This is a genomic window from Hydrogenophaga sp. NH-16 (genome assembly GCF_004006415.1).
GTDB classification, from domain to species: Bacteria; Pseudomonadota; Gammaproteobacteria; order Burkholderiales; family Burkholderiaceae_C; genus Hydrogenophaga; species Hydrogenophaga pseudoflava.
The window spans coordinates 3,707,359-3,731,485 of record NZ_CP029344.1; the positions used below are offsets into that span (position 1 = coordinate 3,707,359).

At 67.0% G+C, this 24,127-nt stretch carries 23 protein-coding genes and 1 riboswitch; of the genes, 12 read left to right on the plus strand and 11 right to left on the minus strand.

Going from position 1 to position 24,127, the window contains the following annotated elements; genetic code table 11:
* Positions 1 to 39: 39 nt before the first annotated feature.
* Positions 40 to 810 (plus strand): trypsin-like peptidase domain-containing protein, encoded by a 771-nt coding sequence (locus tag DD542_RS17910; RefSeq protein WP_127806564.1) that lies wholly within the window; start codon positions 40 to 42, stop codon positions 808 to 810.
* 25 nt (positions 811 to 835) lie between these two features.
* Here the strand turns inward: DD542_RS17910 and DD542_RS17915 are convergent, their stop codons facing one another.
* Entirely contained in the window at positions 836 to 1,390 is a 555-nt protein-coding gene (locus tag DD542_RS17915) for a glycine zipper 2TM domain-containing protein (RefSeq protein WP_127806565.1), read from the minus strand.
* A gap of 99 nt (positions 1,391 to 1,489) precedes the next feature.
* Positions 1,490 to 1,702: a hypothetical protein gene (locus tag DD542_RS17920; RefSeq protein WP_127806566.1), complete on the minus strand. Its 213-nt coding sequence runs from the start codon at positions 1,700 to 1,702 to the stop codon at positions 1,490 to 1,492.
* A gap of 118 nt (positions 1,703 to 1,820) precedes the next feature.
* On the opposite strand from DD542_RS17920, the gene DD542_RS17925 reads away from it, so the two are divergent.
* Entirely contained in the window at positions 1,821 to 2,534 is a 714-nt protein-coding gene (locus DD542_RS17925; RefSeq protein ID WP_127806567.1) for an enoyl-CoA hydratase-related protein, read from the plus strand.
* 1 nt (position 2,535) lies between these two features.
* Here the strand turns inward: DD542_RS17925 and DD542_RS17930 are convergent, their stop codons facing one another.
* Positions 2,536 to 2,937 carry an ankyrin repeat domain-containing protein gene (locus DD542_RS17930; RefSeq protein WP_164868427.1) on the minus strand — a complete coding sequence of 134 codons (402 nt, stop codon included), beginning with the start codon at positions 2,935 to 2,937 and terminating at the stop codon, positions 2,536 to 2,538.
* Positions 2,938 to 3,124: 187 nt separating this feature from the next.
* Positions 3,125 to 4,048, minus strand: coding sequence for a hypothetical protein (locus DD542_RS17935; protein ID WP_127806569.1), 924 nt, complete (start codon positions 4,046 to 4,048; stop codon positions 3,125 to 3,127).
* 300 nt (positions 4,049 to 4,348) lie between these two features.
* Positions 4,349 to 4,450, plus strand: a riboswitch (guanidine-I (ykkC/yxkD leader).
* Positions 4,451 to 4,518: 68 nt separating this feature from the next.
* Here DD542_RS17935 and DD542_RS17940 point away from each other — a divergent pair.
* The 6 genes from DD542_RS17940 (at position 4,519) to atzF (ending at position 13,355) form a co-directional block, all read left to right on the plus strand.
* Positions 4,519 to 5,367, plus strand: coding sequence for an ABC transporter permease (locus DD542_RS17940; protein WP_127806570.1), 849 nt, complete (start codon positions 4,519 to 4,521; stop codon positions 5,365 to 5,367).
* A 5-nt stretch (positions 5,368 to 5,372) separates the two neighbouring features.
* The gene (locus DD542_RS17945; protein ID WP_127806571.1) at positions 5,373 to 6,212 is read left to right on the plus strand and encodes an ABC transporter ATP-binding protein; all 840 of its coding nucleotides are present in this window, start codon (positions 5,373 to 5,375) and stop codon (positions 6,210 to 6,212) included.
* A 19-nt stretch (positions 6,213 to 6,231) separates the two neighbouring features.
* On the plus strand, positions 6,232 to 7,086 hold the full coding sequence (locus DD542_RS17950; protein WP_241559588.1) for an urea amidolyase associated protein UAAP1: 855 nt from the start codon (positions 6,232 to 6,234) through the stop codon (positions 7,084 to 7,086).
* An 83-nt stretch (positions 7,087 to 7,169) separates the two neighbouring features.
* Positions 7,170 to 7,772, plus strand: coding sequence for an urea amidolyase associated protein UAAP2 (locus DD542_RS17955; protein ID WP_241559809.1), 603 nt, complete (start codon positions 7,170 to 7,172; stop codon positions 7,770 to 7,772).
* A 79-nt stretch (positions 7,773 to 7,851) separates the two neighbouring features.
* Complete coding sequence (gene uca / locus DD542_RS17960; RefSeq protein WP_127806573.1) at positions 7,852 to 11,490, plus strand: urea carboxylase; 3,639 nt, start codon at positions 7,852 to 7,854, stop codon at positions 11,488 to 11,490.
* 26 nt (positions 11,491 to 11,516) lie between these two features.
* Positions 11,517 to 13,355: an allophanate hydrolase gene (atzF, locus tag DD542_RS17965; RefSeq protein ID WP_127806574.1), complete on the plus strand. Its 1,839-nt coding sequence runs from the start codon at positions 11,517 to 11,519 to the stop codon at positions 13,353 to 13,355.
* Positions 13,356 to 13,427: 72 nt separating this feature from the next.
* Here atzF and DD542_RS17970 read toward each other — a convergent pair whose 3' ends face one another.
* From DD542_RS17970 to DD542_RS17980, 3 genes are all read right to left on the minus strand, one after another.
* Positions 13,428 to 15,023, minus strand: coding sequence for a hypothetical protein (locus tag DD542_RS17970; RefSeq protein WP_347232056.1), 1,596 nt, complete (start codon positions 15,021 to 15,023; stop codon positions 13,428 to 13,430).
* A 263-nt stretch (positions 15,024 to 15,286) separates the two neighbouring features.
* Complete coding sequence (locus DD542_RS17975; RefSeq protein ID WP_127806576.1) at positions 15,287 to 15,928, minus strand: hypothetical protein; 642 nt, start codon at positions 15,926 to 15,928, stop codon at positions 15,287 to 15,289.
* Between the two features lie 462 nt (positions 15,929 to 16,390).
* A complete protein-coding gene (locus DD542_RS17980) occupies positions 16,391 to 17,356 on the minus strand; it encodes a YafY family protein (RefSeq protein ID WP_127806577.1) in 966 nt (321 codons plus the stop codon).
* Between the two features lie 113 nt (positions 17,357 to 17,469).
* Between DD542_RS17980 and DD542_RS17985 the strand changes: the two genes are divergently transcribed.
* Both DD542_RS17985 and DD542_RS17990 read left to right on the plus strand, forming a co-directional pair.
* A complete protein-coding gene (locus DD542_RS17985; protein ID WP_127806578.1) occupies positions 17,470 to 18,075 on the plus strand; it encodes a glutathione S-transferase family protein in 606 nt (201 codons plus the stop codon).
* 66 nt (positions 18,076 to 18,141) lie between these two features.
* Positions 18,142 to 19,017 (plus strand): alpha/beta hydrolase, encoded by an 876-nt coding sequence (locus DD542_RS17990; RefSeq protein WP_127806579.1) that lies wholly within the window; start codon positions 18,142 to 18,144, stop codon positions 19,015 to 19,017.
* A gap of 46 nt (positions 19,018 to 19,063) precedes the next feature.
* Here DD542_RS17990 and DD542_RS17995 read toward each other — a convergent pair whose 3' ends face one another.
* Genes DD542_RS17995 through DD542_RS18005 form a run of 3 tightly spaced genes read right to left on the minus strand, consistent with a single transcriptional unit; the run spans position 19,064 to position 20,782 of the window.
* Entirely contained in the window at positions 19,064 to 19,720 is a 657-nt protein-coding gene (locus DD542_RS17995) for an NAD(P)H-binding protein (RefSeq protein WP_127806580.1), read from the minus strand.
* Entirely contained in the window at positions 19,717 to 20,406 is a 690-nt protein-coding gene (locus DD542_RS18000; RefSeq protein ID WP_127806581.1) for a metalloregulator ArsR/SmtB family transcription factor, read from the minus strand. Before DD542_RS18000 ends, DD542_RS17995 begins: the two co-directional genes overlap by 4 nt.
* 37 nt (positions 20,407 to 20,443) lie before the next feature.
* A complete protein-coding gene (locus DD542_RS18005) occupies positions 20,444 to 20,782 on the minus strand; it encodes an NIPSNAP family protein (protein WP_127806582.1) in 339 nt (112 codons plus the stop codon).
* A gap of 186 nt (positions 20,783 to 20,968) precedes the next feature.
* On the opposite strand from DD542_RS18005, the gene DD542_RS18010 reads away from it, so the two are divergent.
* On the plus strand, positions 20,969 to 21,484 hold the full coding sequence (locus DD542_RS18010) for an OsmC family protein (protein ID WP_127806583.1): 516 nt from the start codon (positions 20,969 to 20,971) through the stop codon (positions 21,482 to 21,484).
* 13 nt (positions 21,485 to 21,497) lie between these two features.
* Positions 21,498 to 21,896, plus strand: coding sequence for an OsmC family protein (locus DD542_RS18015; RefSeq protein ID WP_127806584.1), 399 nt, complete (start codon positions 21,498 to 21,500; stop codon positions 21,894 to 21,896).
* Here the strand turns inward: DD542_RS18015 and DD542_RS18020 are convergent.
* A complete protein-coding gene (locus tag DD542_RS18020) occupies positions 21,877 to 24,096 on the minus strand; it encodes a heavy metal translocating P-type ATPase (RefSeq protein WP_127806585.1) in 2,220 nt (739 codons plus the stop codon). The two genes, DD542_RS18015 and DD542_RS18020, sit on opposite strands and share 20 nt — an antisense overlap.
* Between the last annotated feature and the right edge of the window lie 31 nt (positions 24,097 to 24,127).

Sequence of the window (24,127 nt, forward strand, 5' to 3'; positions counted from 1 at the left end):
CACATGGCACAGACACCCGAAAGCGCCGACACTGCGGGCATGAACGCAGCTCCTGCCGACCGGTCGACCGCACCCACGCCCGCCGTGGACCCGCTGTTCCTGGCCACGCCGGGCATCACCACCTACGACGATGACCTTGCCCTGACCAACGCCTCCGGCTTCTTCTTCCAGCGCGACGACCGCCTGTTCCTTGTGACCAGCCGCCATGTGCTGATCGACGAACCCAGCCACCACCACCCCAGCCGGTTGGCGATCACGCTGCACCTGGACGCCCAGAACCTCTCGCGCTGCACCGAGTTCTCCATGCTGCTGTATGCGAACGGGACGGCCGTCTGGCGCCAGGGCACCGACGGCGGTGGCGAGATCGACGTGGGCGTGCTGGAGATTGACCGGGAGGCCTTGCCCGAAGGGGCCATCGTCTTCGCCTTCACGCCGGAGCACCTGCCCGGCGACTTCGACAGCGTGCCCATCGATGCGGCCCTGTGCATCGCCGGCTTCCCGCTGGGCTTTCGCGACACCGTGTACCAGCTGCCGGTGCTGCGCCACGCCGCGATCGCCTCACCGTTTGGTGTGCGCTTCCAGGGCCGGGGCTTCTTTCTCACCGACGCGCGCACCCACCGCGGCACCAGCGGGGCGCCGGTGGTGACGCGCCACCACGGCATGACACGCGACGGCGCACCACTGCCCTGGCAGCTGCTGGGCGTGCACTCGGCGCGCATGGACATGGGCAACCGCGACCGTGTGCAGGACGAATCCCTGGGACTGAACTGCGCCTGGTACGCCGACATCCTGCTCACGCTGACGGCGTGAGCGCGGCGCCAGCGGCGCGCCGGCTTCAGGACCGCGCCTCCGTCGGCGGTGGCGTGGTGACCACCTGCCCATCCTTCACCGGCAGCGTGGCGCCGGGTTCAAAGGATGTGCGCGTCTTGCCCTCCTGGCCGCCCAGCCGGTAGGTCACGTCGTAGCCCACCAGGCGCTGCGACTTCTGCTGCACCGTCTTGCAGCGCTGCTCGGTGGTGGTCACCACGTCGCGTTCCTGCAGATTCTTTTGCACCTGGTTACCGGCGTAGCCCCCGGCCACCGCGCCCGCCACCGTGGCCACCTTCTTGCCGTTGCCGCCACCGATCTGGTTGCCCAGCAGGCCGCCCGCCACACCGCCGATCACCGTGCCGGCGATGCGGTGTTCGTCCTTCACCGGCGCCTGCCGGCGCACCGCCACGTTCTCGCAGCGCACCTGCGGCGTCGACACGGTCTGCAGCACCTGCTTCACGGCCACCACCTCGGCCACCTCGGGTTGCGCCAGCTTCTGGTACCCGGTGACCGCACCGGCCCCCAGCACCACGGTGGCGATGCCACCCAAGGCCATGCCCTTCATCAACGACTTGTCCATTGTTCTGTTCCTTTCAGGGCGCGCAGTCTGGCGCCACCTGCCCGCCAGGGCGTGACAAACGGTGTCAATCGCACACCACTGTTCACGCTCGCACCGCGTTCAGGGCAGCGCAATCGCGCCCTTGGTCACGTAGCGTTTGAAGTCGGTCAGCGGCATGGCCGCAGCCCCGTGTGTTTCGCCTTCCACCCAGCTCAGGGTGGCTTCGAGCCTGGTGGTTTCGATCTCCACCGGACCCTTCGGGATGCGCATCAGGGCGCCGTCGCCCGGGCGGAACTCCACCTTGCCCACGATGTATCCAGTCTGTTGTGTCATGAGGCACTCCTTTCGGTTGTGATTCATTCTGTTGGCCCCACCGCCACCCCGGCATCGGTGAAGGCGCAGTCTGGCGGTAGGACGGGTCCTACACGCCGCAACCCTGCTAGCCTGTGCCATGCCTTCCACATCCACACTCATTTGCACATCCGAGGCCGGCGTCCTCACCCTGACGCTCAACCGCCCCGACAAGCTCAACGCCATCGACAACCCGCTGGCCGAGGCCCTGCTCGACGCGCTCAACACCGCCGCCAACGACCCCGCGGTGCGCGCCATCCGCCTGCGCGGCAACGGCCGCGCCTTCTGTGCCGGCCGCGACGTCAGCGCTGCGCCCACCGACAAAGACCTGGAACTCGTGCAGGCCGTCTCGCGCGCCATCGTCGCGCACCGCTGCCCGGTGATTGCCGCCGTGCACGGCTGGACGGTCGGCGCGGGCTTCGAATGGACGATGAACGCCGACATCGTCTTCGCCGCCGACAGCGCGAAGTTCAAGCTGCCCGAAGCCTCGCTCGGCGTCTTCGTCACCGGTGGCCTGGTGGCCACCCTGCCCGCCGCCATCGGCCCCATGCGCGCCAAGGCGCTGACGCTGCTGGGCGAACCGTTCGACGCGGCGCAGGCGCTGGCCTGGGGCCTGGTCTACCGCTGCGTGCCGGCGGACGAACTCGATGCGGTGTCGCTGGCCGCGGCCCGGCAGATTGCGGACCTCAAGCCCGAGGTGGCCCGCGAATTCAAGCGCGTGCTCAACCAGATCGGGCTGGAGCGCTTTGAGCGCGCGGTGGAAGAGGAAACGGCCGTCCAGCGCCGGCTGGGTCAGGGCGACGCTGAAGCCTGATTCAGCCCGCCGGCGGGCGCTGCTTCTTCGCGATGCGGTCCCAGTCGCGCAGCGTCTGCAGCAGCCGGTTCTTCGCGTCGGTGTGGCTCTGGCCCAAGGTCTCGGCCATCTGCCGGCGCAGCGCCTCGTCCGGCGGCGGCGCGCCCAGCGCCTTGAGCCGGTCGATCACCAGCATCAGCACCTGAAAGCTGCCCGAGCCCACGGCCATCGTCAGCGGCGTCTGCCCGTCGGCCGCTGCGTCCAGCACGTCGGCGCCGTGCTCGATCATGAACTTGACCACCCCCGCCTTGCCGCCCGCACAGGCCCAGTGCAGCGGCACCAGCCCACCGGCCAGCCGCGCGTTGAAGTTGGCGCCGGGCGCGAGATGCTCCGCGGCCAGGGGCCAGCCGGAGGCTTTGATCATTTGCTGGAGTTGCCAGGGGGTCATGGGTGGGCGCGTGCGAGTGGCGTTGGAGGCTGCGAGGGTATGCGATGCGAGGGCGCATCGGTACTAGTCGTGCTGAGCCATGGGATAAGAATTGAAATCGATGATTTTTTTGCCGTCGATCATCTGGACTTCGTGAGTGATACTGATTTGGTGGCTCGGAGCGTCAGCTTTTGTCTTTGGGAAAGTCGCCTTCTTTCCATGGACGAACCGACAGGACCTGATTGGCAGCGCACCGCACTTCCGGGAGGAAAAAAGGATCTCGAGAAATGAACTCCAATAGCCTTTCAACGCTCGCTGCTGTTTCTACCTTCTTTTGTCTTCCGAACCTTTTCACAATCCATTGATCCGTCGCCTGTCCCGGCGCCTCCTTAACTCCAGCGGAGTAGTCCAAAACCACACCTGCGCGGTTGAGAATCAGGTGGCATGCCCAACTCGCTATCTTTCCAAGCCGATGTTGATCAACATTCGGAAGGACTTCTTTAAATCGGGCCAGCAAGTCTTGCTTTACCGAACGAATCCTGTGGTCGGCTTCTATTTTCCTATCTAGCAGACTGTAGGGGTCAATAGTCGTAGTGAGACAAGCCAATTCCGATGGACCACCTGTGTACACTTCTCGATTGCGAAGGTTCCACTTTTCCTGCGCCTTTTCAAGGTCTTGGTTTGAAATTTTGGAGGCTATACCCCAAACATGTTCAAACCATTTCACAATTCCGATGTAGTCAGGATGTTCTGCAGGTACATAAATCCCCGCCTCAAATGTCCCACTTGCACTGTCAATTTTCGATCCGAGCCCGTTGGTTGACATGTTGGCGGATGAAACGACCGCACCACCTGAGCCGATCACTACCTTCGCATGAAGCTTTGAAAGCTTCAGAACCGTAAAACCATGATGGTCGCGAAGGCCTCTGATCACAGTGGGATCACAGGCGCCCGACTCCACATCGCAGATAATTTGACTGGTGCCACGCAGTTCATAGTTCGCACCGCGTCCCCAGAATGCGACTGCCAGCCTGACTGGTGCATTTCCAGCGCCGTCAATTAGGAACTGGATCTTTTCTGCGATTTCTTTGCCTGAATGTAAGAACATTTAATTTTTCCATTCTGATGTGCCATTTTGGGTGCGTGCGCATCGAATCGAAATAATACAGCCATGTTGTAATGGCTGCTGGGTCTTTTGACCAGGGACCAATGAATAGTGCACCTTAAACGGGCAGCGTCGTGCTGAAAGGCGGCACGCACTTTACTCATATGAGCACCAGGATTTGGCGGAACGCTGTTGTTCAAACAGAGGCGGGCATCACCCGGTGGGGTAGCAGTCCTCCTGGCACCAAACCTGCTTAAGCCCAAGCACAGAGAGGCGAGTGCACCAAAACAGTGACTCGCAGCCTTGAATGACCGCTAGGGTTCCGGGTGCCGACAGGCACTGACTGGTCCGAGAGCGGTCGGCCACGATCGTGTGGCTCCACGGAGGGACAAAAGCCCGGGAGAAGCTGGCATGCCGCTGATGCGGTTGCGCGAGCCTCTCTGGCCGTCGTCCCCCCGAACAGGAGCCCGCGCATGTCCTCGTCGCCCCCTTCGTTCCCGCTGCTGATTCCGCCGCCGGCGCGCCGTCCGCTGTCCTCGCTCTGGACGGTGCGCGCGCCCATCAACCGCCGCGCCTACTGGGTGCTCGCGCTCACCGGCCTCGTGCTGCCGCTGCTGGCCTGGGCCGCTCTGGCCGCCTGGGGCGGGCTGGACCCGACCTTCATGCCTTCGCCCGCGGCGGTGCTGGGCAAGTTCTGGGTGTGGCTGACCGAGAACGACCTGCTCAACGACATGGCGATCAGCACCTACCGCGTGGTCGCGGGCTTCGTGCTCTCGGCCGTGTTCGCACTGCCGCTGGGCCTGTTCATCGGTTCGTTCCGTTCGGTGCAGGCGCTGCTGGAGCCGCTGACCGACTTCATCCGCTACATGCCGGCGGTGGCCTTCATTCCGCTGGTGATGCTGTGGGTGGGCATCGACGAGGGCTCCAAGATCGCCATCATCTTCATCGGCACCTTTTTCCAAATGGTGCTGATGGTGGCCGAGGACGTGCGGCGCGTGCCGGCCGCGCAGGTCGAGGCGGCGCAGACCATGGGCGCCAGCCGCGCCGAGCTGATCGAAAAAGTCATCCTGCCCAGCGCCAAGCCCGCGCTGCTGGACACGCTGCGCATCACCATGGGCTGGGCCTGGACCTACCTGGTGGTCGCCGAGCTGGTGGCCGCCAACTCGGGCCTGGGCTACGCCATCCTGCGCGCGCAGCGCTTCCTGCAGACCGACACCATCTTCGCCGGGATCATCGTCATCGGCCTCATCGGCCTGGCCACGGACCAGCTGTTCCGCTTCGCGCACCGCAAGGCCTTCCCCTGGCTGTACCTGAAAGGTTGAACGGCATGAACACCCCCAAGATCCGCATCCGCGAGCTGTTCAAGCGCTTCGACGGCGCGCCGCTGAACGCGCTGGAACACATCAACCTCGACATCGCGCCCAACGAGTTCGTCACCTTCGTCGGTGCCTCGGGCTGCGGCAAGAGCACGCTGCTGCGCACCATCGGCGGGCTGGAGACGCACACCAGCGGGGAAATGCTGGTGGACGGCCAGCCGGTCAAGGGCCCGGACATCGACCGCGCCATGGTGTTCCAGCACTACAGCCTGTACCCCTGGATGTCGGTGATGGAGAACATCAAGTTCTGCCGCCAGCTGGCCGCGCACACCAGGAACCGCAGCTCGGCCGACGTGGAGGCCGCCTCGGGCCGGGCCGACGCGCTGCTGCGCCTCATGGGCCTGCAGGCCTCGGCCAAGGCCTGGCCCAACCAGCTCTCGGGCGGCATGCAGCAGCGCGTGGCCATTGCGCGGGCGCTCATGGGCCGCCCGGGCATCCTGCTGATGGACGAGCCCTTCGGCGCGCTGGACGCGCAGACGCGCGAGGTGATGCACGACCTGATCCGCCACGTGCACCGGCTGGAGCGCGCCACCATCGTCTTCGTCACGCACGACGTGGAAGAGGCGATCTACCTGGGCGGCCGCGTGGTGCTGATGGCGCCGCGCCCGGGCCGCATCGACACCGTGTACGACGTGCCCTTCGGCGACCAGCGCGACCAGGACCTCAAGCACGCGCCCGAGTTCCTGCGGCTCAAGCGCGAGATCCTCGAACGCATCCGCGAGACCTCGGGCATGAAGACCGACCTCGAACAGCTGCAGCGCCTCTCGGGCCTGACGGCAGAAACCGTGTGACGACCTGCGGAGACACCCCATGAGCCCCACCACCTCCTACCCCGTTCCCGAGACGCTCACCGACCCGCTGAGCGTGATCCCGTCCAACCCGCCGGCCGCGATGCCGGTCGACGCGCCCGCGCTGTGGCAGCGCTTTCCGCAAGCGGCGCTGGCGGGCGTGCACACCGGCCACGCGATGTGGAGCGAGGTCATGCCCGGCGGCAGCCACTGGAGCTGGCGCATGCCGCGCGGCAGCGCCATCCGCTTCTTCGCGCTCGAAGCCGGCGCCAACGTGAGCGTGGTCATGTACTCGGCGCTGGAAAAGCTGGAGCGCTACAACATGCCCGACAGCCTCAAGGCGCAGCACACCGCGCATTACGGCAAGGGCCATGTGTTGATGAGCGACATGGGACGCAGCATGGCCAGCGTCACGGCCGACAGCCTGGGCTGGCACGACCCGCTGGGCGCGCTGCTCGACAACGAGTTGATGAACGCCAAGTACGGCGAACGCCGCTACGAACAGGCGCGCAACGCCATGCACCGCTCGGGCAAGGACGGGCTGCTGATCGAGATCGGCAAGTACGGCCTGACCAAGCGCGACCTGGTGGCGCCGGTCAACCTGTTCTCCAAGGTCAGCGTGGACGAACAGGGGCGCTTTCATTTCGCAAAGGACCACAGCCGCGCGGGCGACTTCGTCGAGCTGCGCTTCGACATGGACGTGATCGTCGCCGTCTCCAGTGCGCCGCACCCGATGGACCCTGCCACCGAATGGGCGCCCAAGAAGGTGGGCCTGCTGGCCTGGCGCTGCGGCCCCGCGCCGGCCAACGACGCCTGCCGCGCCTTCCGCCCCGAGAACGCGCGGGCGCTGCACAACTCGGATGTTCTGTATCTGTGAGCCAGGGAGATCCAACGATGAACGCCACCACCGCCACCGACATCCGCATCCAGGAAAGCGCGCTCGACCCGGCCGCCGCCGTGATGAACCAGCGCCATCCCGCGGGCGAGCCCATCCTGTTCGCGGTCAACAAAGGCCAGACCCTGCGCATCGTCGACCTCGAAGGCAACCAGGCCGCCGACGTGATCTTCTACAACCGCGACGACCTGGCCGAGCACTACAGCGCCACCGACACCATGCTGCACCAGGGCGGCATCTACCTCACCACCGGCTCGGTCATCCGAAGCAACGAGGCGCGGCCGATGCTCACCATCGTGGCCGACACCTGCGGCCGCCACGACACGCTCGGCGGCGCCTGCGCGGCCGAGAGCAACACCGTGCGCTACGCGCTGCAGAAGAAGTTCATGCACAGCTGCCGCGACAACTACCTGATCGCGCTGCAGCACGCCGACATCGGCCTCACCAAACGCGACCTGGTGCCCAACATCAACTTCTTCATGAACGTGCCCGTCACCGAGGGCGGCGACCTCAAGTTCGACGACGGCGTGTCCGGTCCGGGCAAGTACGTGGAGATGCGCGCCGAGATGGACCTGTGGGTGCTGATCAGCAACTGCCCGCAGCTCAACAACCCCTGCAACGCCTACAACCCGACGCCCATTCAATTGATCGTCTGGGACCCGGCCTGATCCCCTTCCTTGCCACCGGCCAGCAGGACGGCCTGCTGCGCGACACCCCTTGGCAGGACGGCCTGCCACCGGAGAGCCCATGTTCCGCAAGGTCCTGATCGCCAACCGCGGTGCCATCGCCTGCCGCATCATCCGCACGCTCAAAGCCATGGGCGTGCAGAGCGTGGCCGTGTATTCCGAGGCCGACGCGCAGGCGCGCCACGTGCGCGAAGCCGACGAGGCCTACCTGCTCGGCCCCGCGCCCGCGGCCGAGAGCTACCTCAGGGCCGAGCGCATCCTGCAGATCGCCCGCGAGTGCGGTGCCGAGGCCATCCACCCCGGCTACGGCTTCCTGTCCGAGAACCCGGGCTTCGCCCAGGCCTGCGAAGACGCGGGCATCGCCTTCATCGGCCCCACGCCCGAGCAGATGCGCGCCTTCGGCCTCAAGCACACGGCGCGCGACCTGGCCGAGCAGCGGGGCGTGCCGCTGCTGCCCGGCACCGGCCTGCTGGTGGACGCGGCGCAGGCGCGCGCCGAAGCGCTGCGCATCGGCTACCCGGTCATGCTCAAGAGCACGGCCGGCGGCGGCGGCATCGGCATGCGCCTGGTGTGGAGCGAAGACGAACTGAGCGACGCGTTCGCCTCCGTGCAGCGCCTGGTCAGCGCCAACTTCAAGGACGCCGGCCTCTTCCTGGAAAAGTACGTCGAGCAGGCGCGCCACATCGAGGTGCAGGTGTTCGGCGACGGCGCGGGCACGGTGCTCGCGCTGGGCGAGCGCGACTGCTCGGTGCAGCGCCGCAACCAGAAGGTGATCGAAGAGACGCCCGCGCCGGGCCTGACGGACGCGCAACGCCACGAGCTGCACGCCACCGCCGTGCGGCTGGCGCAAGCGGTGAACTACCGCTCCGCCGGCACGGTGGAATTCGTCTACGACGCGGCCACTGGCCAGTTCTACTTCCTCGAAGTCAACACCCGCCTGCAGGTGGAACACGGCGTGACCGAGCAGGTCACCGGGGTCGATCTGGTGGCGTGGATGGTGCAGCTCGCGGCGGGCGACCTCCACTCGCTGGACTCGTTGAAACCCACGCCCCAGGGCGCGTCCATCCAGGTGCGGCTGTACGCCGAAGACCCGGCGAAGAACTTCCAGCCCAGCGCCGGTCTGCTGACCGAAGTTGTTTTCCCAAGCGATGCCCGCGTGGACGGCTGGGTCGAGCGCGGCACCGACGTGCCCGCCTGGTACGACCCCATGCTGGCCAAGCTCATCGTCACCGCGCCCGACCGCGAGCAGGCGCTGCAGAAGCTCGACGCCGCGCTGGCCGCCACGCGCCTGGCCGGCATCGAAACCAACCTGGGCTACCTGCGCCAGGTGGTGCGCGATCCGGTGTTCCGCGAGGGCCGGCAGGTCACGCGCTTTCTCAACAGCTTCCACTTCCGCCCGGCGACGGTGGAAGTGGTGGAGCCCGGCGTGCAGACCAGCGTGCAGGACTGGCCCGGCCGCCTGGGCCACTGGGACGTGGGCGTGCCGCCCAGCGGCCCCATGGACGCCTACGCGCACCGCATGGCCAACCGCCTGGTGGGCAACGCCGACGACGCGGCCGCGCTGGAGATCACGCTCTCGGGCCCCACGCTGCGCTTCAACGCCGACGCGGTGATCGCCGTGACCGGTGCACCGGTGAAGGTGCTGCTCGACGGCGCGCCGCTGCCTCTGTGGCAGAGCCACCGCGTGGCCGCCGGCAGCGTGCTCGCCATCGGCCGCGCCGAGGCTGGCGCACGCCTGTGCCTGGCCGTGGGCGGCGGCTTCGACGTGCCGCTGTACCTGGGCAGCCGCAGCACCTTCACGCTCGGCCAGTTCGGCGGCCACGCCGGCCGCCACCTGCGCACCGGCGACGTGCTGCACCTGGCCGCGCCGGGGGCCGGTACCGCTGGCGTGAGCGCGTCAAGCGACACCGTGCCGGCCTTCACCCACCACTGGGACGTGGGCGTGCTCTACGGCCCGCACGGCGCGCCCGACTTCTTCACAGAGGGCGACGTGGTCACCTTCTTCGCCACCGACTGGGAGGTGCACTACAACTCCAGCCGCACCGGCGTGCGCCTGATCGGCCCCAAGCCGCAGTGGGCGCGTGCCGACGGCGGCGAGGCCGGCCTGCACCCGTCCAACATCCACGACAACGCCTACGCCATCGGCGCCATCGACTTCACCGGCGACATGCCGGTCATCCTCGGCCCCGACGGCCCCAGCCTCGGCGGCTTCGTCTGCCCGGCCGTGGTGGTGGACGCCGAACTCTGGAAGCTCGGCCAGCTGCGCCCCGGCGACACCGTGCGCTTCCACCGCCTCTCGCTCGATGAAGCACTGGCCCGCTGCGCCACGGTCGAGGCCGCGCTGACCTCGCTCACGCAGGCCCTGCCCGCCACGCCGAAGGACGACGCCACCGCCCACCCCACGCCCGTGATCTACGAAGACCCGGCGCGCGAAGACGAGGCCGTGCCCGCCATGGTGGTGCGCCAGGCCGGCGACCATTACCTGCTGGTCGAGTTCGGCCCGCTGGTGCTCGACATCGAACTGCGCCTGCGCGTGCACGTGCTCATGCAGGCGCTGCAAGCGCGCATCGACGCCGGCACGCTGCCCGGCATCGTGGACATGACGCCCGGCATCCGTTCGCTGCAGCTGCACTTCGACCCGGCCAAGGTCTCGCGCGCCGCGCTGCTGAAAGTGCTGGTCGAAGCCGAAGCCGCGCTGCCCGCGGTCGATGACATGGAGGTGCCCAGCCGCATCGTCCACCTGCCGCTGAGCTGGGACGACCCGCAGACCAAACTCGCCATTCAGAAATACATGCAGTCGGTGCGGCCCGACGCGCCCTGGTGCCCGAGCAACATCGAATTCATCCGCCGCATCAACGGGCTGGACAGCATCGACGACGTGTTCAAGGTCGTCTTCGACGCCAGCTATCTGGTGCTGGGTCTGGGCGACGTGTACCTGGGCGCGCCCGTGGCCACGCCGGTGGACCCGCGCCACCGCCTGGTGACCACCAAGTACAACCCCGCGCGCACCTGGACGCCCGAGAACGCTGTCGGCATCGGCGGCGCCTACCTCTGCGTCTACGGCATGGAAGGCCCCGGCGGCTACCAGTTCGTCGGCCGCACGCTGCAGATGTGGAACCGCTGGCGCCACGGCAAAACATCGGATGGTGGCGGCTCGGTGTTCGAGCAGCCCTGGCTGCTGCGCTTCTTCGACCAGATCCGCTTCGTGCCGGTGGACCAGGACGAGCTGCTGCGCATCCGCGCCGCCTTCCCGCACGGCGGCTATGCGCTCCAGATCGAAGAGACCAGCTTCAGCCTGCGCGACTACCGCCGCTTCCTGGCCGACAACGCATCGAGCATCGGCGCCTTCAAGGCGCAGCAGCAGGCCGCTTTCGACGCCGAGCGCGAGCGCTGGGCCGCCAGCGGCCAGCTCAGCTACGCGGGCGACGCCGACGTGGCCGCGGCCGACGCCAGCGTCGAGCTTGACCTGCCGCCCGGCGGCCGCCCGCTGGCCAGCAGCGTGCCCGGCAGCGTGTGGAAGGTGCTGGTCAGCGAAGGCCAGCGCGTGGCTGCCGGCGACGTGCTGCTCGTCGTCGAGTCCATGAAGATGGAATTCAGCGTGCTCGCGCCGCAGGACGCCACCGTGCACCGCCTCATGTGCCGCGAAGGCGCGCCCGTGGCCGCCGGCCAGGACGTGCTGGTGCTCGTCACCGAAGACTGAACAGAACCGAATCAGCGGAGCCCACCATGACAACGAACCTGCAAGACCTGTCCTTCGACCTCGCCAGCCTGCGCGCCGCCTACGCCGCCGGCACCCCCGTGCGCGCCGTCATCGCCGAGGCCATGCGCCGCTGCGCCACCGACGCGCACCACGCCTTCATCCACCGCCTGACCGTCGCCGAGATCGAGCCCTACGTGGCCCACCTCGACGGTGTGGACCCGGCCAGCCTGCCGCTCTACGGCGTGCCGTTTGCGATCAAGGACAACATCGACCTCGCGCACATCCCCACCACCGCCGGCTGCCCCGAATACGCCTACACGCCGGGCGACAGCGCCTTCCTCGTGCAGCAGCTCATCGCGGCCGGCGCGGTGCCGCTGGGCAAGGCCAACCTCGACCAGTTCGCCACCGGGCTCAACGGCACCCGCTCGCCCTATGGCGCCTGCCGCAACGCCTTCAACCCCGACTTCGTCTCGGGCGGCTCCAGCAGCGGCTCCGCCGTGAGCGTGGCCAAGGGCTGGGTGTCGTTTTCGTTGGGCACCGACACCGCCGGCTCGGGCCGCGTGCCCGCCAGCTTCAACAACCTCATCGGCCTCAAGCCCAGCATCGGCCTGCTGTCGGCCACCGGCGTGGTGCCGGCCTGCAGGACGGTAGATACCGTGTCCATCTTCGCCCTCACCGCGGCGGATGCGCAGGCCGTGCTGGCCGTGGCCGCGGTGCCCGACGAAGCCGACGCCTTCAGCCGCGCCGCCAAGCCCTTCGGCGTCGACTTCTCGGCCGGCCCCTTCCGCTTCGGCGTGCCGCGCCCGCAGGACCTCAACTTCTTCGGCAACGACGCGGCCATTGCCCTCTTTGCGCAAAGCATCGAACGCCTGCATGCCCTGGGCGGCACCGCGGTCGAGATCGACCTCACCCCCTTCCTCGACACCGCGCGCCTGCTCTACGAAGGCCCGTGGGTGGTCGAGCGCTACGTCGCCATCAAGGACTTCATCGACGCGCAGCCCGAGGCCGTGTTCCCGCCCGTGCGCACCATCATCGAAGGCGGCAAGACCAAGACCGCGGCCGACGCCTTCGCCGCCAGCTACAAGCTCAAGGCGCTCAAGCGCGTGTGCGACGCGGTGTGGCAAGACGTGGATTGCCTGCTCACGCCCACCGCCGGCACCATCTACCGCATCGCCGACATGCAGGCCGACCCGATCCGCCTCAACAGCAACCTGGGTTACTACACCAACTTCATGAACCTGCTGGACTACGCCGCCGTCGCGGTGCCCGCAGGCTTCCAGGCCAGCTGCGACGCCCAAGGCCTGCCCTGGGGCGTGACCCTGGCCGCGCCCGCGTTCAAGGACGTGCCCCTGCTGCGCCTGGCCGACCGCTTTCACCGCGCGCAGGCGGCGCTGTCACTCGGCGCCACCGCCGTGACGCTGGCCGACACCCCCGCCATCACCACCACCGATCTGCCCAAAGGCTCCAACACCGCCGGCACCGTCAAGGTCGCGGTGTGCGGCGCGCACCTCAGCGGCCTGCCGCTCAACTGGCAGCTCACCCAACGCGGCGCGCGCCTGCTCGGCGCGGTGCAGTCCGCGCCCGAATACAAGTTCTACGCCCTCGCCGGCGGCCCGGTCCAGCGGCCCGGCATGGTGCGCGTCAACGAAGGCGGCTCCGCCATTCACATGGAAGTCTGGGAACTGCCCGCCGAACACTTCGGCAGCTTCGTCGACGGCATCCCCGCCCCGCTGGGCATTGGCAAGGTGAAGCTGGCCGATGGGTCGTGGGTGAGCGGGTTTGTGTGCGAGGCGATCGGGGTCGAGGGAGGGACCGACATCACCGCGCTGGGGAGTTGGCGGGAGTGGTTGGGGAAGCAAGGTTGAATTTCATCCCCCGAGCTTGGCCCGAGCTTCCGCGGCGGCAGAACGAACACGATTACCAAACACCGTGTTAGTTCATGGCTCGAGCAAGAACCAAGCTTGGCGGTCTGGGTAAATAAGAGTTGCAATCAAAGCAAGGGAGGCCACAATTTGACTCTGGGGCATAGTCTTCTTGCTAGGCCAGCTTGCAATGAAATCTGACGTCCTGAATACGTCAAAACCAATCGTCCAGATCAGATTTTCACCGTCTGTCATTAACGATGAGCCATAGTCCATATAGTTTGCAGGCAGATATGCACTAAGAGCAACTCCATCTAGTTTCCAAAGGCTCTCGTCAAGAACGGATCCAAGCCCAAATACATCGGCAGCCTTTAGCAACACGGCTAGCAAGTCCAATGGGCGCGCAACTAGGTCCGCAGACTCAGAAAAGTCGTTCTTATGTCGCGAAATCAAGTACTCCAAAGCTCTGTCTCTTGGTAGATCCGATATCGCAACTTTTCCTTTGCATTGAACGAGGGTGTAAAACATTAGACCGATCAACTGTTCACCTTCGTCAATTAGGCGCAGATTGGCGCAGGCTGAAAGCGTGATACAGAGACCGGAGGCTTGCACATCATTCAATGAAGTTACTGATCCGCTGTAATTTTCTAGGATAAGGCTAACAACCCTCGAAAACATAGACTCGGCCTGTGCGCGTTGCTTGTCGTCGCGACATACCAGAGTGGCAGCGGCAGCCCAGCCGAGAATCTTTGTTAGGCGCGGGGGAAGCTCATGGAGCTCACTCAGTGGGCTAGACCGATCAGATAAGAGCGCGTACTTGTCCGCCTCTAAGTCCACTATCAGTGCAGAAACAGCATCGAGAAGCATCAAGCACATTTGGTCGATCAATCGTTGCGCAGTATCCGCGACGCGAGGATGCTCTACTGACGAAAGTAAAGCTACCGCCAAGATTGCAGTTACTTCGACGCCCCTAAATGGATCACGGGCTTGGAGTGCTCTCTGGATGTAGGTCACGGCCAAGCGATCCGCCAAAACGGCTAGCGCTTCCGGGTCATTTGGCGAAGAGGAGAGCACTGCACTAGTGACCTCAGAAAACTTTTGCCGATCCCAAACTCCACTTATGGCCGAGTAACACGCCCATAATCCATCGTAATGTTGGCGAATTGCATCGCGACTTGATGTGGGCCAATCCTGCAATGCTTTTCTCAGTGTCATTGCAGGATCACTGCCATACCGTGGGTTCTTACAAAAGCCCGAAGCGCTGAACAAGTTCAAACCCCAGACAACGGGACTTTGTCCGCTTGCGCTAAGGCGCTGAGTCACTCGCATTCCAATTTCAACTAGGTCCAACGTGCTTCTGTAGTCTTGAACGAAGTCATTGCCCTCAATGCAATCCAGGATGGCAACAGTGCCAATGCCACCAGCTGCGGTTTCGATTGCATTGCGGTTTTGAGCTGATGTTGCCAGAAGCGTCAAGCCGGGTGAGCCTGCGTCCCCCAGCAATCCCGGTTTTAGAAGTACCCCCAAGTCTTCGATTAGCCCTCCGCTTTCGCAGGCGTCAACAATTACGTTGCTTTGCTGGGGTTTGGCTTCGTTAATACTTCTGAACAGATCGGCCAAAGAGAATGCTGACATTGAAAGCCCTTTGGGATCCGAATCTCGTAGCCACATATAGAACGCCCCGGACGACACGCTCCCATGTCCGGCGAAGAAGAACGTGAATGTTTCCGCTTGTGGCTCTGTGAAGAGCACATCTCTCAAGGCTTGTCGAACGTCGCTGTAATTTGGAGATAGCAAAAGACGAGAGCGATCCGGGTCATACTCGCCAATTTCGGGCCGAATGAGCGACTCATATATGCGTCGCGCATCTTGCTCCGCCCCATTTAGCAAGGGGGCGTGCTCATATGAGTCGCACCCTATAGAAACAAGTACCCTCAATGTGATTCTCCATACCTTATAAAACGAGCTTTGCGCTGGGTCTCGCGCTCCAAGGCTTCAGCGGTCTTTCTGGCAATGATTGCTTCGATCCGCTGATGAAACTCGGGAGGAGCATTGGCCGCTGAGTTCTGGAGTGCTTGGGAAGCTTGGTTTCCGAGATAGATACTCGGCGGAGTCACATTGCCAAACTTGTCTGCTGAAAACTGAACCTTGTCGAAAATTTGCGCAATCGCTTCGTGGATCGAACCAGCTGCCTTCGCGTCAACGGTATTGCCGACCGCATCCGCTGCAGCTGCGACGTTCGTAAACAGCATCTTGGCAAATTGACTCTCCATGCTCTCGGAAATCTGCCCAATGACTTGATCGATAACAGTAAGATCGTGATTGACAATTTTGTCAAAGGATATTTCCGTCTCAGCCGAGTGAGTCTTCATGTTCGTAGGCGGAACATTAGGAGCAGCGGGATGGGACCAGTGGCCGCCATGCTTGAATCTGTGAGTGTTCTCGGGATTCATGTATTTGGCGAAAGCAACCTTTTTCGTTTTCGCTAGCAGCTCTACAAACGAGCGCCTGTATTCTTCTTCCCCAGTTTCATCGCAAAAGTAGTTTGCCCGTGTGCTTTTGGGTAATGAATTCATGCTTTTCTCTCATTTTGATGCCCGACCCTGTAGCTCAATGTTCGAAGTAGGAGCATCTTGCTTAGGTGGCACATAGTGATCTTACTGGTGGGTGGCAGCCTCGGTGCGATTTTTGGAGCCCCTGCTGCGGTAGCTAAAGTGTAAACAGTAGTCGCAGTAAATGACAAATGCTGCCACTTCTGATTCAATAATCTTTTACTCATTGCGGTATCTAACGGCTTTCCAGTGGACTTTTAATAGACTTTTGCATGTCTAAATTGAGCCCTGCGCCTTATAAAATTGGAAATCCAATAATCCCATCAGGCAACTCAGCGCTCGAAAAGTTGTTGCCACGATTCATTCTGTGTTGCGAGCTTCTTCTGGGCTCTGCGGTTCCAATGGCGGCACGACCTTCGTCCAACTGGCGTAACGCAACACCCCTCACTTCAATCCCATTCGACAACCGGCTTCTTCTTCTCACTATCACCCACCCCGCGCCAAACTCCTCCCCACCCGCTCACTCGCCCGGCGCAGCCGCTCCTTCAGCGCGGGCGGCTCCAGCACATCAAACTCCACGTCCAGCGCCATCAGCCAGTAGACCAGCGAGTCCAGCTGGCCGGTGCCGCAGAGCATGAGGCAGTGCTTGTCGTCCATCGCTTCCAGCGTGGCGGCGGATGGGGGAATGGTTTTGGCCATCACCTCGCGCGGCTGGTGCAGCACCACGCGCGCCTGCTCGCCCTGCTGGTGCACGCCGGACATGGCCCCGGTGACGTAGGCGCGCAGGTCGCCTGCGGGCGGCGGGCGCGGCGCGAAGTGCGCACCGGTGCGGGGTGTGCCCTGCACGCGGTCGATGCGGAAGGTGCGCCAGTCGTCGCGCGCCGGGTCCCAGGCCACCAGGTACCAGTGGTGGCCGGTGTGCACCAGCCCCTGCGGCTGCACCTGGCGCACGCTGGCCTGGCCGCGCAGGTCGCGGTAGCTGAAGCCCACCTGCAGCTGGTCGCGGCAGGCCGTGGCGAGCGTGGCCAGCACGCTGGCGTCGATGGTGGGCCCCATGCGCTGCACCGGCACGATGGCCGAGCGCAGCGCACCCGTGCGGCGGCGCAGGCGGGTGGGCATCACCTGTTCCAGTTTCACCAGCGCGCGCAGCGAGCCTTCTTCCACACCGCTCACGGTGCCGGCCGCGGCGATCTGCAGGGCAATGGCCACGGCCAGCGCCTCTTCGTCGTCCAGCAGCAGCGGCGGCAGCGTCTGCCCCGCGCGAAACGCGTAGCCGCCCGCCACGCCGCTGCTGGCGTGGATGGGGTAGCCGAGCTGGCGCAGCCGGTCGATGTCGCGCCGCAGCGTGCGCGGGTGCACCGCCAGCCGATCGGCCAGCTCGGGGCCGGCCCAGTGGCTGCGGGTCTGCAGCAGCGAGAGGACGCGCAACAGGCGCGAGGACGATGACAGCATGGTTGCACTCTAGCGTTTATTGAGGGCCGGAACTGTCCGCAATGGGCGCGACATTGCAGCCACGGGTTCGGCGCGGTGTCGGGCCCGCTGTCCACACCCCCAAGGAGTCCACCATGTCCCAGATCGTTCTCTACTGGCACCCCATGTCCAGCGCCACCCCGGTCGCCTGCGCTCTCGCCGAACTCGGCGTGCCGCACGAGCGCGTCAAGATCGACATCACCACCGGCGAGCAGCGCCGGCCCGACTACCTGGCCCTGAACCCCAACGGCAAGGTGCCCACCCTCACGGTGGACGGCGCGCCGATGTTCGAGGCGCTGGCCATTGAGCTGTGGCTGGGCCACACCTATGGCGTGAAGAGCGGCCTGTGGCCGGCCGGCGGCACGCCCGAACACCTGCAGGCCATGTCGTGGAGCACCTGGGCCTACGTCACCTACGGCGCACAGGTGTTTCGAATGCAGGCTGCGAAAAACATGGGCACGTCCGACGACGCGCACGGCACAGCGGCGCACAAGGCCCTGGACGAACTGCTCACCGTGCTCGACGGGCGCCTGAGCCAGAAGCCCTGGTTGCTGGGCGATGCGTACACGCTGGTCGACCTGATCGTGGCCTCGGTGATCGGCTACAGCGTCTACCTCGGCGCGCCGGTGGCCGACCATCCGACCACGAACGCCTGGCTGCAGAAGGTGCAGGCGCGGCCGGCGATGCAGATCGACGCCTGAGCACATCGGAGCGCCCTGCCGTTTTCACTAGGTCGGGCGGAGCGGGTGCGGGGTGAGAATGGTTCGATGACCACCTCTTCCTCCTCCTTCATCTCCGACGCAGACCGCACCCAGGTCACGACCTACACCTGGGCCGACGTGGACGGCCCCTCCACCGGCGTGGTGCAGATCGCCCACGGGCTGGCCGAACACGGCGAGCGCTACGACCGTTTTGCCCGGGCGCTCAACGCGGCCGGCTTCGTGGTCCACGCGGTCGACCACCGTGGGCACGGGCGCACCGCCGACGGGCGGCTGGGCGACTTCGGCGCCGCCGGGTTCGGCGGCCTGATCGCCGATGTGGCCCAGTTCGGCGCCGCGCTGCGCGCGCAGCATGGCGGCCTGCCGGTGTTCCTGTTCGCGCACTCGATGGGCTCGTTCGCCGCGCAGGCGGCCATGCTCGACCACTCCGCCACCTGGTCAGGTGTGGTGCTGTCCGGCTCGACCGCGCTGGACGCGTTCGCCGCCGCGATGGCCAACGCCCCGGCCGACGCGCCCGCCGGGCTGGAGGCCTTCAACGCCGGCTTCGAACACCGCACGGGCTACGAATGGCTGTCCCGCGACGCCGCCGAGGTGGACGCCTACGTGGCGAACCCCTGGTGCGGATGGGACGTGCCGGCCGATGTGATCCCCGCCCTGTTCGAGCCCGCGCCCCGCGTGGCGGACCCGGCGCGGCTGGCCGGTATCCGCCGCGACCTGCCGGTGCTGATCGCGTCCGGCGATGCCGATCCGCTGGCGGGTGGCGGCGCGCTGATCCAGCTGCTGGGCCAGCGCTACCGCGACGCGGGCCTGGCCGACGTGACGGTGAAGCTGTACCCCGGCGGCCGCCACGAGATCCTGAACGAGACCAACCGCGACGAGGTGACGGCCGACATCGTGGCCTGGCTGCGCGCGCACGCGGCGTAGCGGCGGAAGGCCGCGCACCGGAAGGCGCCGGTCTGGTGTCGGCGCCTCAGCGGCCGATGCGCGCCAGCGCATCCGACGCCAGCACGACCACGCCCTGCGCGGTCGGCACCGTGCGCAGCAGCGCCAGCGCGACCGCCCGCGCATGCACCGGTTGGTAGCGCCCCGGCATCAGCGGCGCGAGTACGCGGGCAATGGGGATGGCGAGGCGTTCACCCAGGCGCGGAGGCTGCTGCAGGCCGTCGCGCAGGTCGAGCAGCAGTGAAGGCTGTGCCAGCACCAGGGCCTGCAGGTCCAGCGTGCGGAGCGCGTCTTCCAGCTCGCCCTTGACGCGGTTGTAGAACACCGATGACTGCGCGCTGGCGCCGGCCGCGCTGACCAGCCCGACGCGCCGCACGCCCGCGGCCACGGCGGCGCGCGCCACCGCGAGGTTGGCGTCGAAGTCCACCGCGCGGAAGGCCGCCTGGCTGCCCGCCACCTTGATGGTCGTGCCCAGGGCCAGGTAGAGCTCGTCGGCGGGTGGCAGCGCAGGACGGCGCGTGAAGTCGACGCGCAGGGGCTGCAGCTTGGGGTGGTGCAGGTTCAGGTCGCGGCGGGTCAGCGCATGCACCTGCGCCACCGTCGGGTCGGCCAGCAGGGCTTGCAGCATCTGTCCGCCCACCAGGCCGGTGGCGCCGGCGAGCAGCACTTTGCGTGTGGGGTTCATGGGGTGGTGAGCAAGGCCATCAGTTCCTGTTGCCCCAAAGGCGTGACCGCCACATCCCGCCCCGCCCCGCGCCGCACCCAGCCCTGCGCCACCAGGTGCAGATACAGCCGGTCAGCCAGTTCGCCCGCCAGGTGGTCGCGCCGCTCGGACCAGTCCAGGCAGGGGTAGGCGTAGCGCCGTTTCCTGCCGGGCTCCGGTGGCTCGAAGCCCAGGCGCTGGCACCACGCGCGACCGCTGTCGGTGAGGGCGTAGCCGCTGCTCGCCGGCTGCAATCCGTTGGCCGCCATCAGGCCGTCGAACAGCCGGATGCCCAGCCGCCCCGCCAGGTGCCCGTAGCAGCAGCGCGCCTCGCGCAACCGCACCCGCTCGGGCGTGGCCCATTGCTGCTCGTGTTCGCCGCGCTCGGCCACCACGGCCAGGGCTTCGAGCGCGTGCGCCACGTCGGCGTCGGCGAGGCGGTAGTAGCGGTGGCGGCCGCGCGGTTCGCAGGCCACGAAGCGCGCTTCGAGCAGCTGGGCCAGGTGGCCGCTGGCGGTGGCGGGCGTCACGGACGCGGCGCGGGCCAGTTCGCTGGCGCTGGCGCACTCGCCGCTGAGCAGGTAGGCCAGCATGCGTGAGCGCGCCGGGTCGGCCACCATGGCGGCCACGCGGGCGAGGCGGGGTTCGTGCGGGGTGTTGCGGCTCATGGTCCTCAGCGTAACGCAGCGGGCCATGCTTCCACCATCACGGCGCCACCTGCCGCGGCCGATGGACCGTGCCGGTCACGTCTTCGAGCCAGGTTCGTTCCTCGCGCAGGATGAAGCGCTGCGCCTGCGCCAGCTCGAAGTTGGCGCGGCCTTCGGGGTCGGCGCGCAGCACGGCGCGGTAGCGCTCGTAGGCGGCCATGTCGTCGAAGCCGATCAGCCCCCAGGCGATGTCGTTGCTGCCTTCGTGCGGCAGGAAGTAGCCGAGCAGGTTCCCGCCGCAGCGGGGAATGATGCGGCCCCAGGCCTCGGCGTAGCGGCGAAAAGCCTCGCGCTGGAAGGGGTCGATCTGGTAGCGGATGAAGCAGGTGATGGGCATGGTGCGGGTACCGGTGTGGAACAGGGGTGGACTGTCCGCCTGATCGGGCCGCGGATGCTTCGGGCTGCGCCGAAGCGTGGTGCCCCGTCGCCGCGCCGCCCGGCGGCCGGGCTGCATGCAGGGATCGGTCACGGGTAGACTGGTCCGCCGTTTCCGGCACCGGTTGGCCGCCACTGGAGGAACCGCATGACGCTTGCACACATCCAGCAATCGATCGAGGGCGTGACGAGGTACTTTGCCCAGCACCCGGACAAGGCGCTGTCCACCGACAAGGCCGCCACGGCCGTCATCGAACAGGGCCTGCGCTGCGTCGCCACCGGCCCCGGTGGCGAGACCCTGGTCAGCGACATGCCCAAGGGCATCGGCGGCGCGGCGAGCGCGCCCACACCCGGCTGGTATCTGCGCGCGGCCCTGGCCAGCTGCGACGCCACCGTCATCGCCCTGCGCGCCGCGCAGCTGGGCATCGTGCTGAGCCGGCTGGAGGTCACGGTGGACAGCGTCTCCGACGACCGGGGCATCCTGGGCCTGGGCGAAGGCGTGCCGCCGGGGCCGCAGAGCGTGAGCATCCGCGTGCGCATCGCGGCGGAGGGGGTGTCCGCCGAACAGCTGCACGAGATCGTCGCCTGGGCCGAGGCGCACTCCCCGGTGGGCGATGCGGTGCGCAGGGCCGTCCCTTCGCGGGTCGAGGTCGCGCTCGTCTGAGAAGGAGCCCTCCATGCAGATCAGCGCCCGCGTCGTCAGTGCACCAGGCCAGCACGCCGTGTCGGTGCGCACGGGCGAGGCGGAGCAGCCGCTGGCCGTGCCGCCCAGGGCCGGTGGCGGCTCGGCCGTGAACGGCGGCGAATTCCTCATGCTGGCGCTGGCCACCTGCTACGCCAACGACCTCCACCGCGAGGCCCGGCGCCTGGGCATGGAGCTGACCCAGGTCGAAGTCGAGGCCACGGCGTCGTTCGAGGGCGTGGGCCTGGCCGCGTCCGACGTCCGCTACCGGGCCCGGGTCCAGTCGCCCGCGGCGCCCGAGGCAGTGGAGCGCCTGCTGCGCGAGACCGATGCCGTGGCCGAGGTGCACAACACGCTGCGAACGGGCGTCCCGGTCAGCTGGGTGCGCTGGTAGGGCGCCAGCGGCGCAGCAGCAGCGCGTTGGAGATCACGCTCACGCTGCTCAGCGCCATCGCGGCGCCGGCCACCATCGGGTTGAGCCAGCCCAGTGCGGCCAGCGGGATGCCGATCACGTTGTAGGCGAAGGCCCAGAACAGGTTCTGGCGGATCTTGGCGTAGGTGCGGCGCGAGATGTCGATGGCATCGCCAATGAGCGAGGGGTCGCCCCGCATCAGGGTGATGCCGGCGGCGTGCATCGCCACGTCGGTGCCGGTGGACATGGCCATGCCCACGTCGGCGGCGGCCAGTGCGGGGGCGTCGTTGATGCCGTCGCCCACCATCGCCACGCGGTCGCCGCCGCGGCGCAGGTCGGCCACGATGCCGGCCTTGTCGGCCGGCAGCACCTCGGCGCGGATGTGGTCCAGGCCCAGTGCACGGCCCACCGCCTGGGCGCTGCCCTGGTTGTCGCCGGTCACCAGCACGGTCCGGACGCCCAGCGCCTTGAGCTGCCGCACGGCGTGCGCGGCCGTGGGCTTGAGCTCGTCACCGAAGGCGAGCAGGCCCATCAGGCGGGGGGCGTCCGTCAGGTCGGCCAGCCAGGAGACGGTGCGGCCTTCCGATTGCAACGCGCTGGCCGCGGCCTCCATCGCCGACAGGTCCACGGCCAGTTCGTTCATGTAGCGCGTGCTGCCCAGGTGGATGTCGCGCCCTTTCACCTGCGCCCGCATGCCCCGGCCGGCCACGGCCGCGACGCCGTGCGCCGCGGGCACCGCGACGAAGCGCTCGCGCGCCACGTCCAGCACCGCGCGGGCCAGCGGGTGTTCACTGCCGTTCTGGATGGCGGCGGCGAACGGCAGCAGCTGGGCCTCGTGGCCGGCGGCCGCCTCCAGGGCCACCAGCGTGGGCTTGCCCTGGGTGAGCGTGCCGGTCTTGTCGAAGGCCACGGTGTCGATCTTGTGGGCGATCTCCAGTGCCTCCGCGTCCTTGATGAGAATGCCGCGGCGCGCCGCCACGCCGGTGCCGGCCATGATGGCCGTCGGCGTCGCCAGGCCCAGCGCACACGGGCAGGCAATCACCAGTACGGCCACGGCGTTCAGGATCGCGCGCTCCCAGTCGCCGGTCCACAGGCCCCAGCCCAGCAGGGTGGCCAGCGCCAGTGCCAGCACGACGGGCACGAACACGGCACTGACCTGGTCGACCATGCGCTGGATGGGCGCCTTCTTCGCCTGGGCCGACTCCACCATGCGCACGATGCGAGAGAGGGTGGACTCGGCGCCGATGGCCGTGGTCATCACCAGCAGCAGGCCTTCGGCGTTGACGGCGCCGCCCGTGACCTTGTCGCCCGGGTGCTTGGCCACCGGCAGGCTCTCGCCCGTGATCAGGGACTCGTCCACCTCGCTGGCCCCTTCGGTGACGGTGCCGTCCACGGGAATGCGCTCGCCCGGCCGGACCACCACCAGGTCGCCCACCTTGACCTGGGCCAGCGGCCGGTCCACGTCGCCCGAGGCGGTGCGCACGCGCGCGACCTCCGGCCGCAGGGCGTTGAGCGCCTGGATGGCCGCGGTCGTCTGCCGCTTGACGCGCGCCTCCAGCCACTTGCCCAGCAGCACCAGGGTGATGATGACCGCCGAGGCCTCGAAATACAGGTGCGGCGTGCCGTGCTCGGTGTGCCTGAACAGCAGGTAGACGCTCAGCCCGTAGCCGGCCGAGGTGCCCAGGGCCACCAGCAGGTCCATGTTGCCGGCGCCGGCCCGCAGGGCTTTCCAGCCGGCGCGGTAGAAGCGTGCCCCCAGCCAGAACTGGACCGGCGTGGCCAGCAGCCACTGGGCCCAGCCGTTGAGCGACCAGTCCTGCCCGAACAGCATGCCCAGCATGGGCAGGACCAGCGGAAAACTGAAGGCGGCCGACAGGGCCACCGGCCACCAGGGGTGGGAGGCGGGCGGCGCGGGCCGGTCGTCTTCGGCGGGCTGCGCGACCGAGTAGCCCGCGCGCTCGACGGCGCCGGTGAGCGCGGGCAGCGACACGCCGGGCCCGGCCACCACCGACGCGCGTTCGGTGGCGAGGTTGACGGTGACGTCCTGCACGCCGGGCACGGCCTTCAGGGCCTTCTCGACGCGCCCGACGCAGGACGCGCAGGTCATGCCCTCGATGGGCAGTTCGAACTCGGTGCCGGGCCGGGCGTCGACCGGCGGGGCGAGGGTGGCGGATGCTTGCATGGCGATCTCCTGGTGTGAGGGGGAGTCCGCA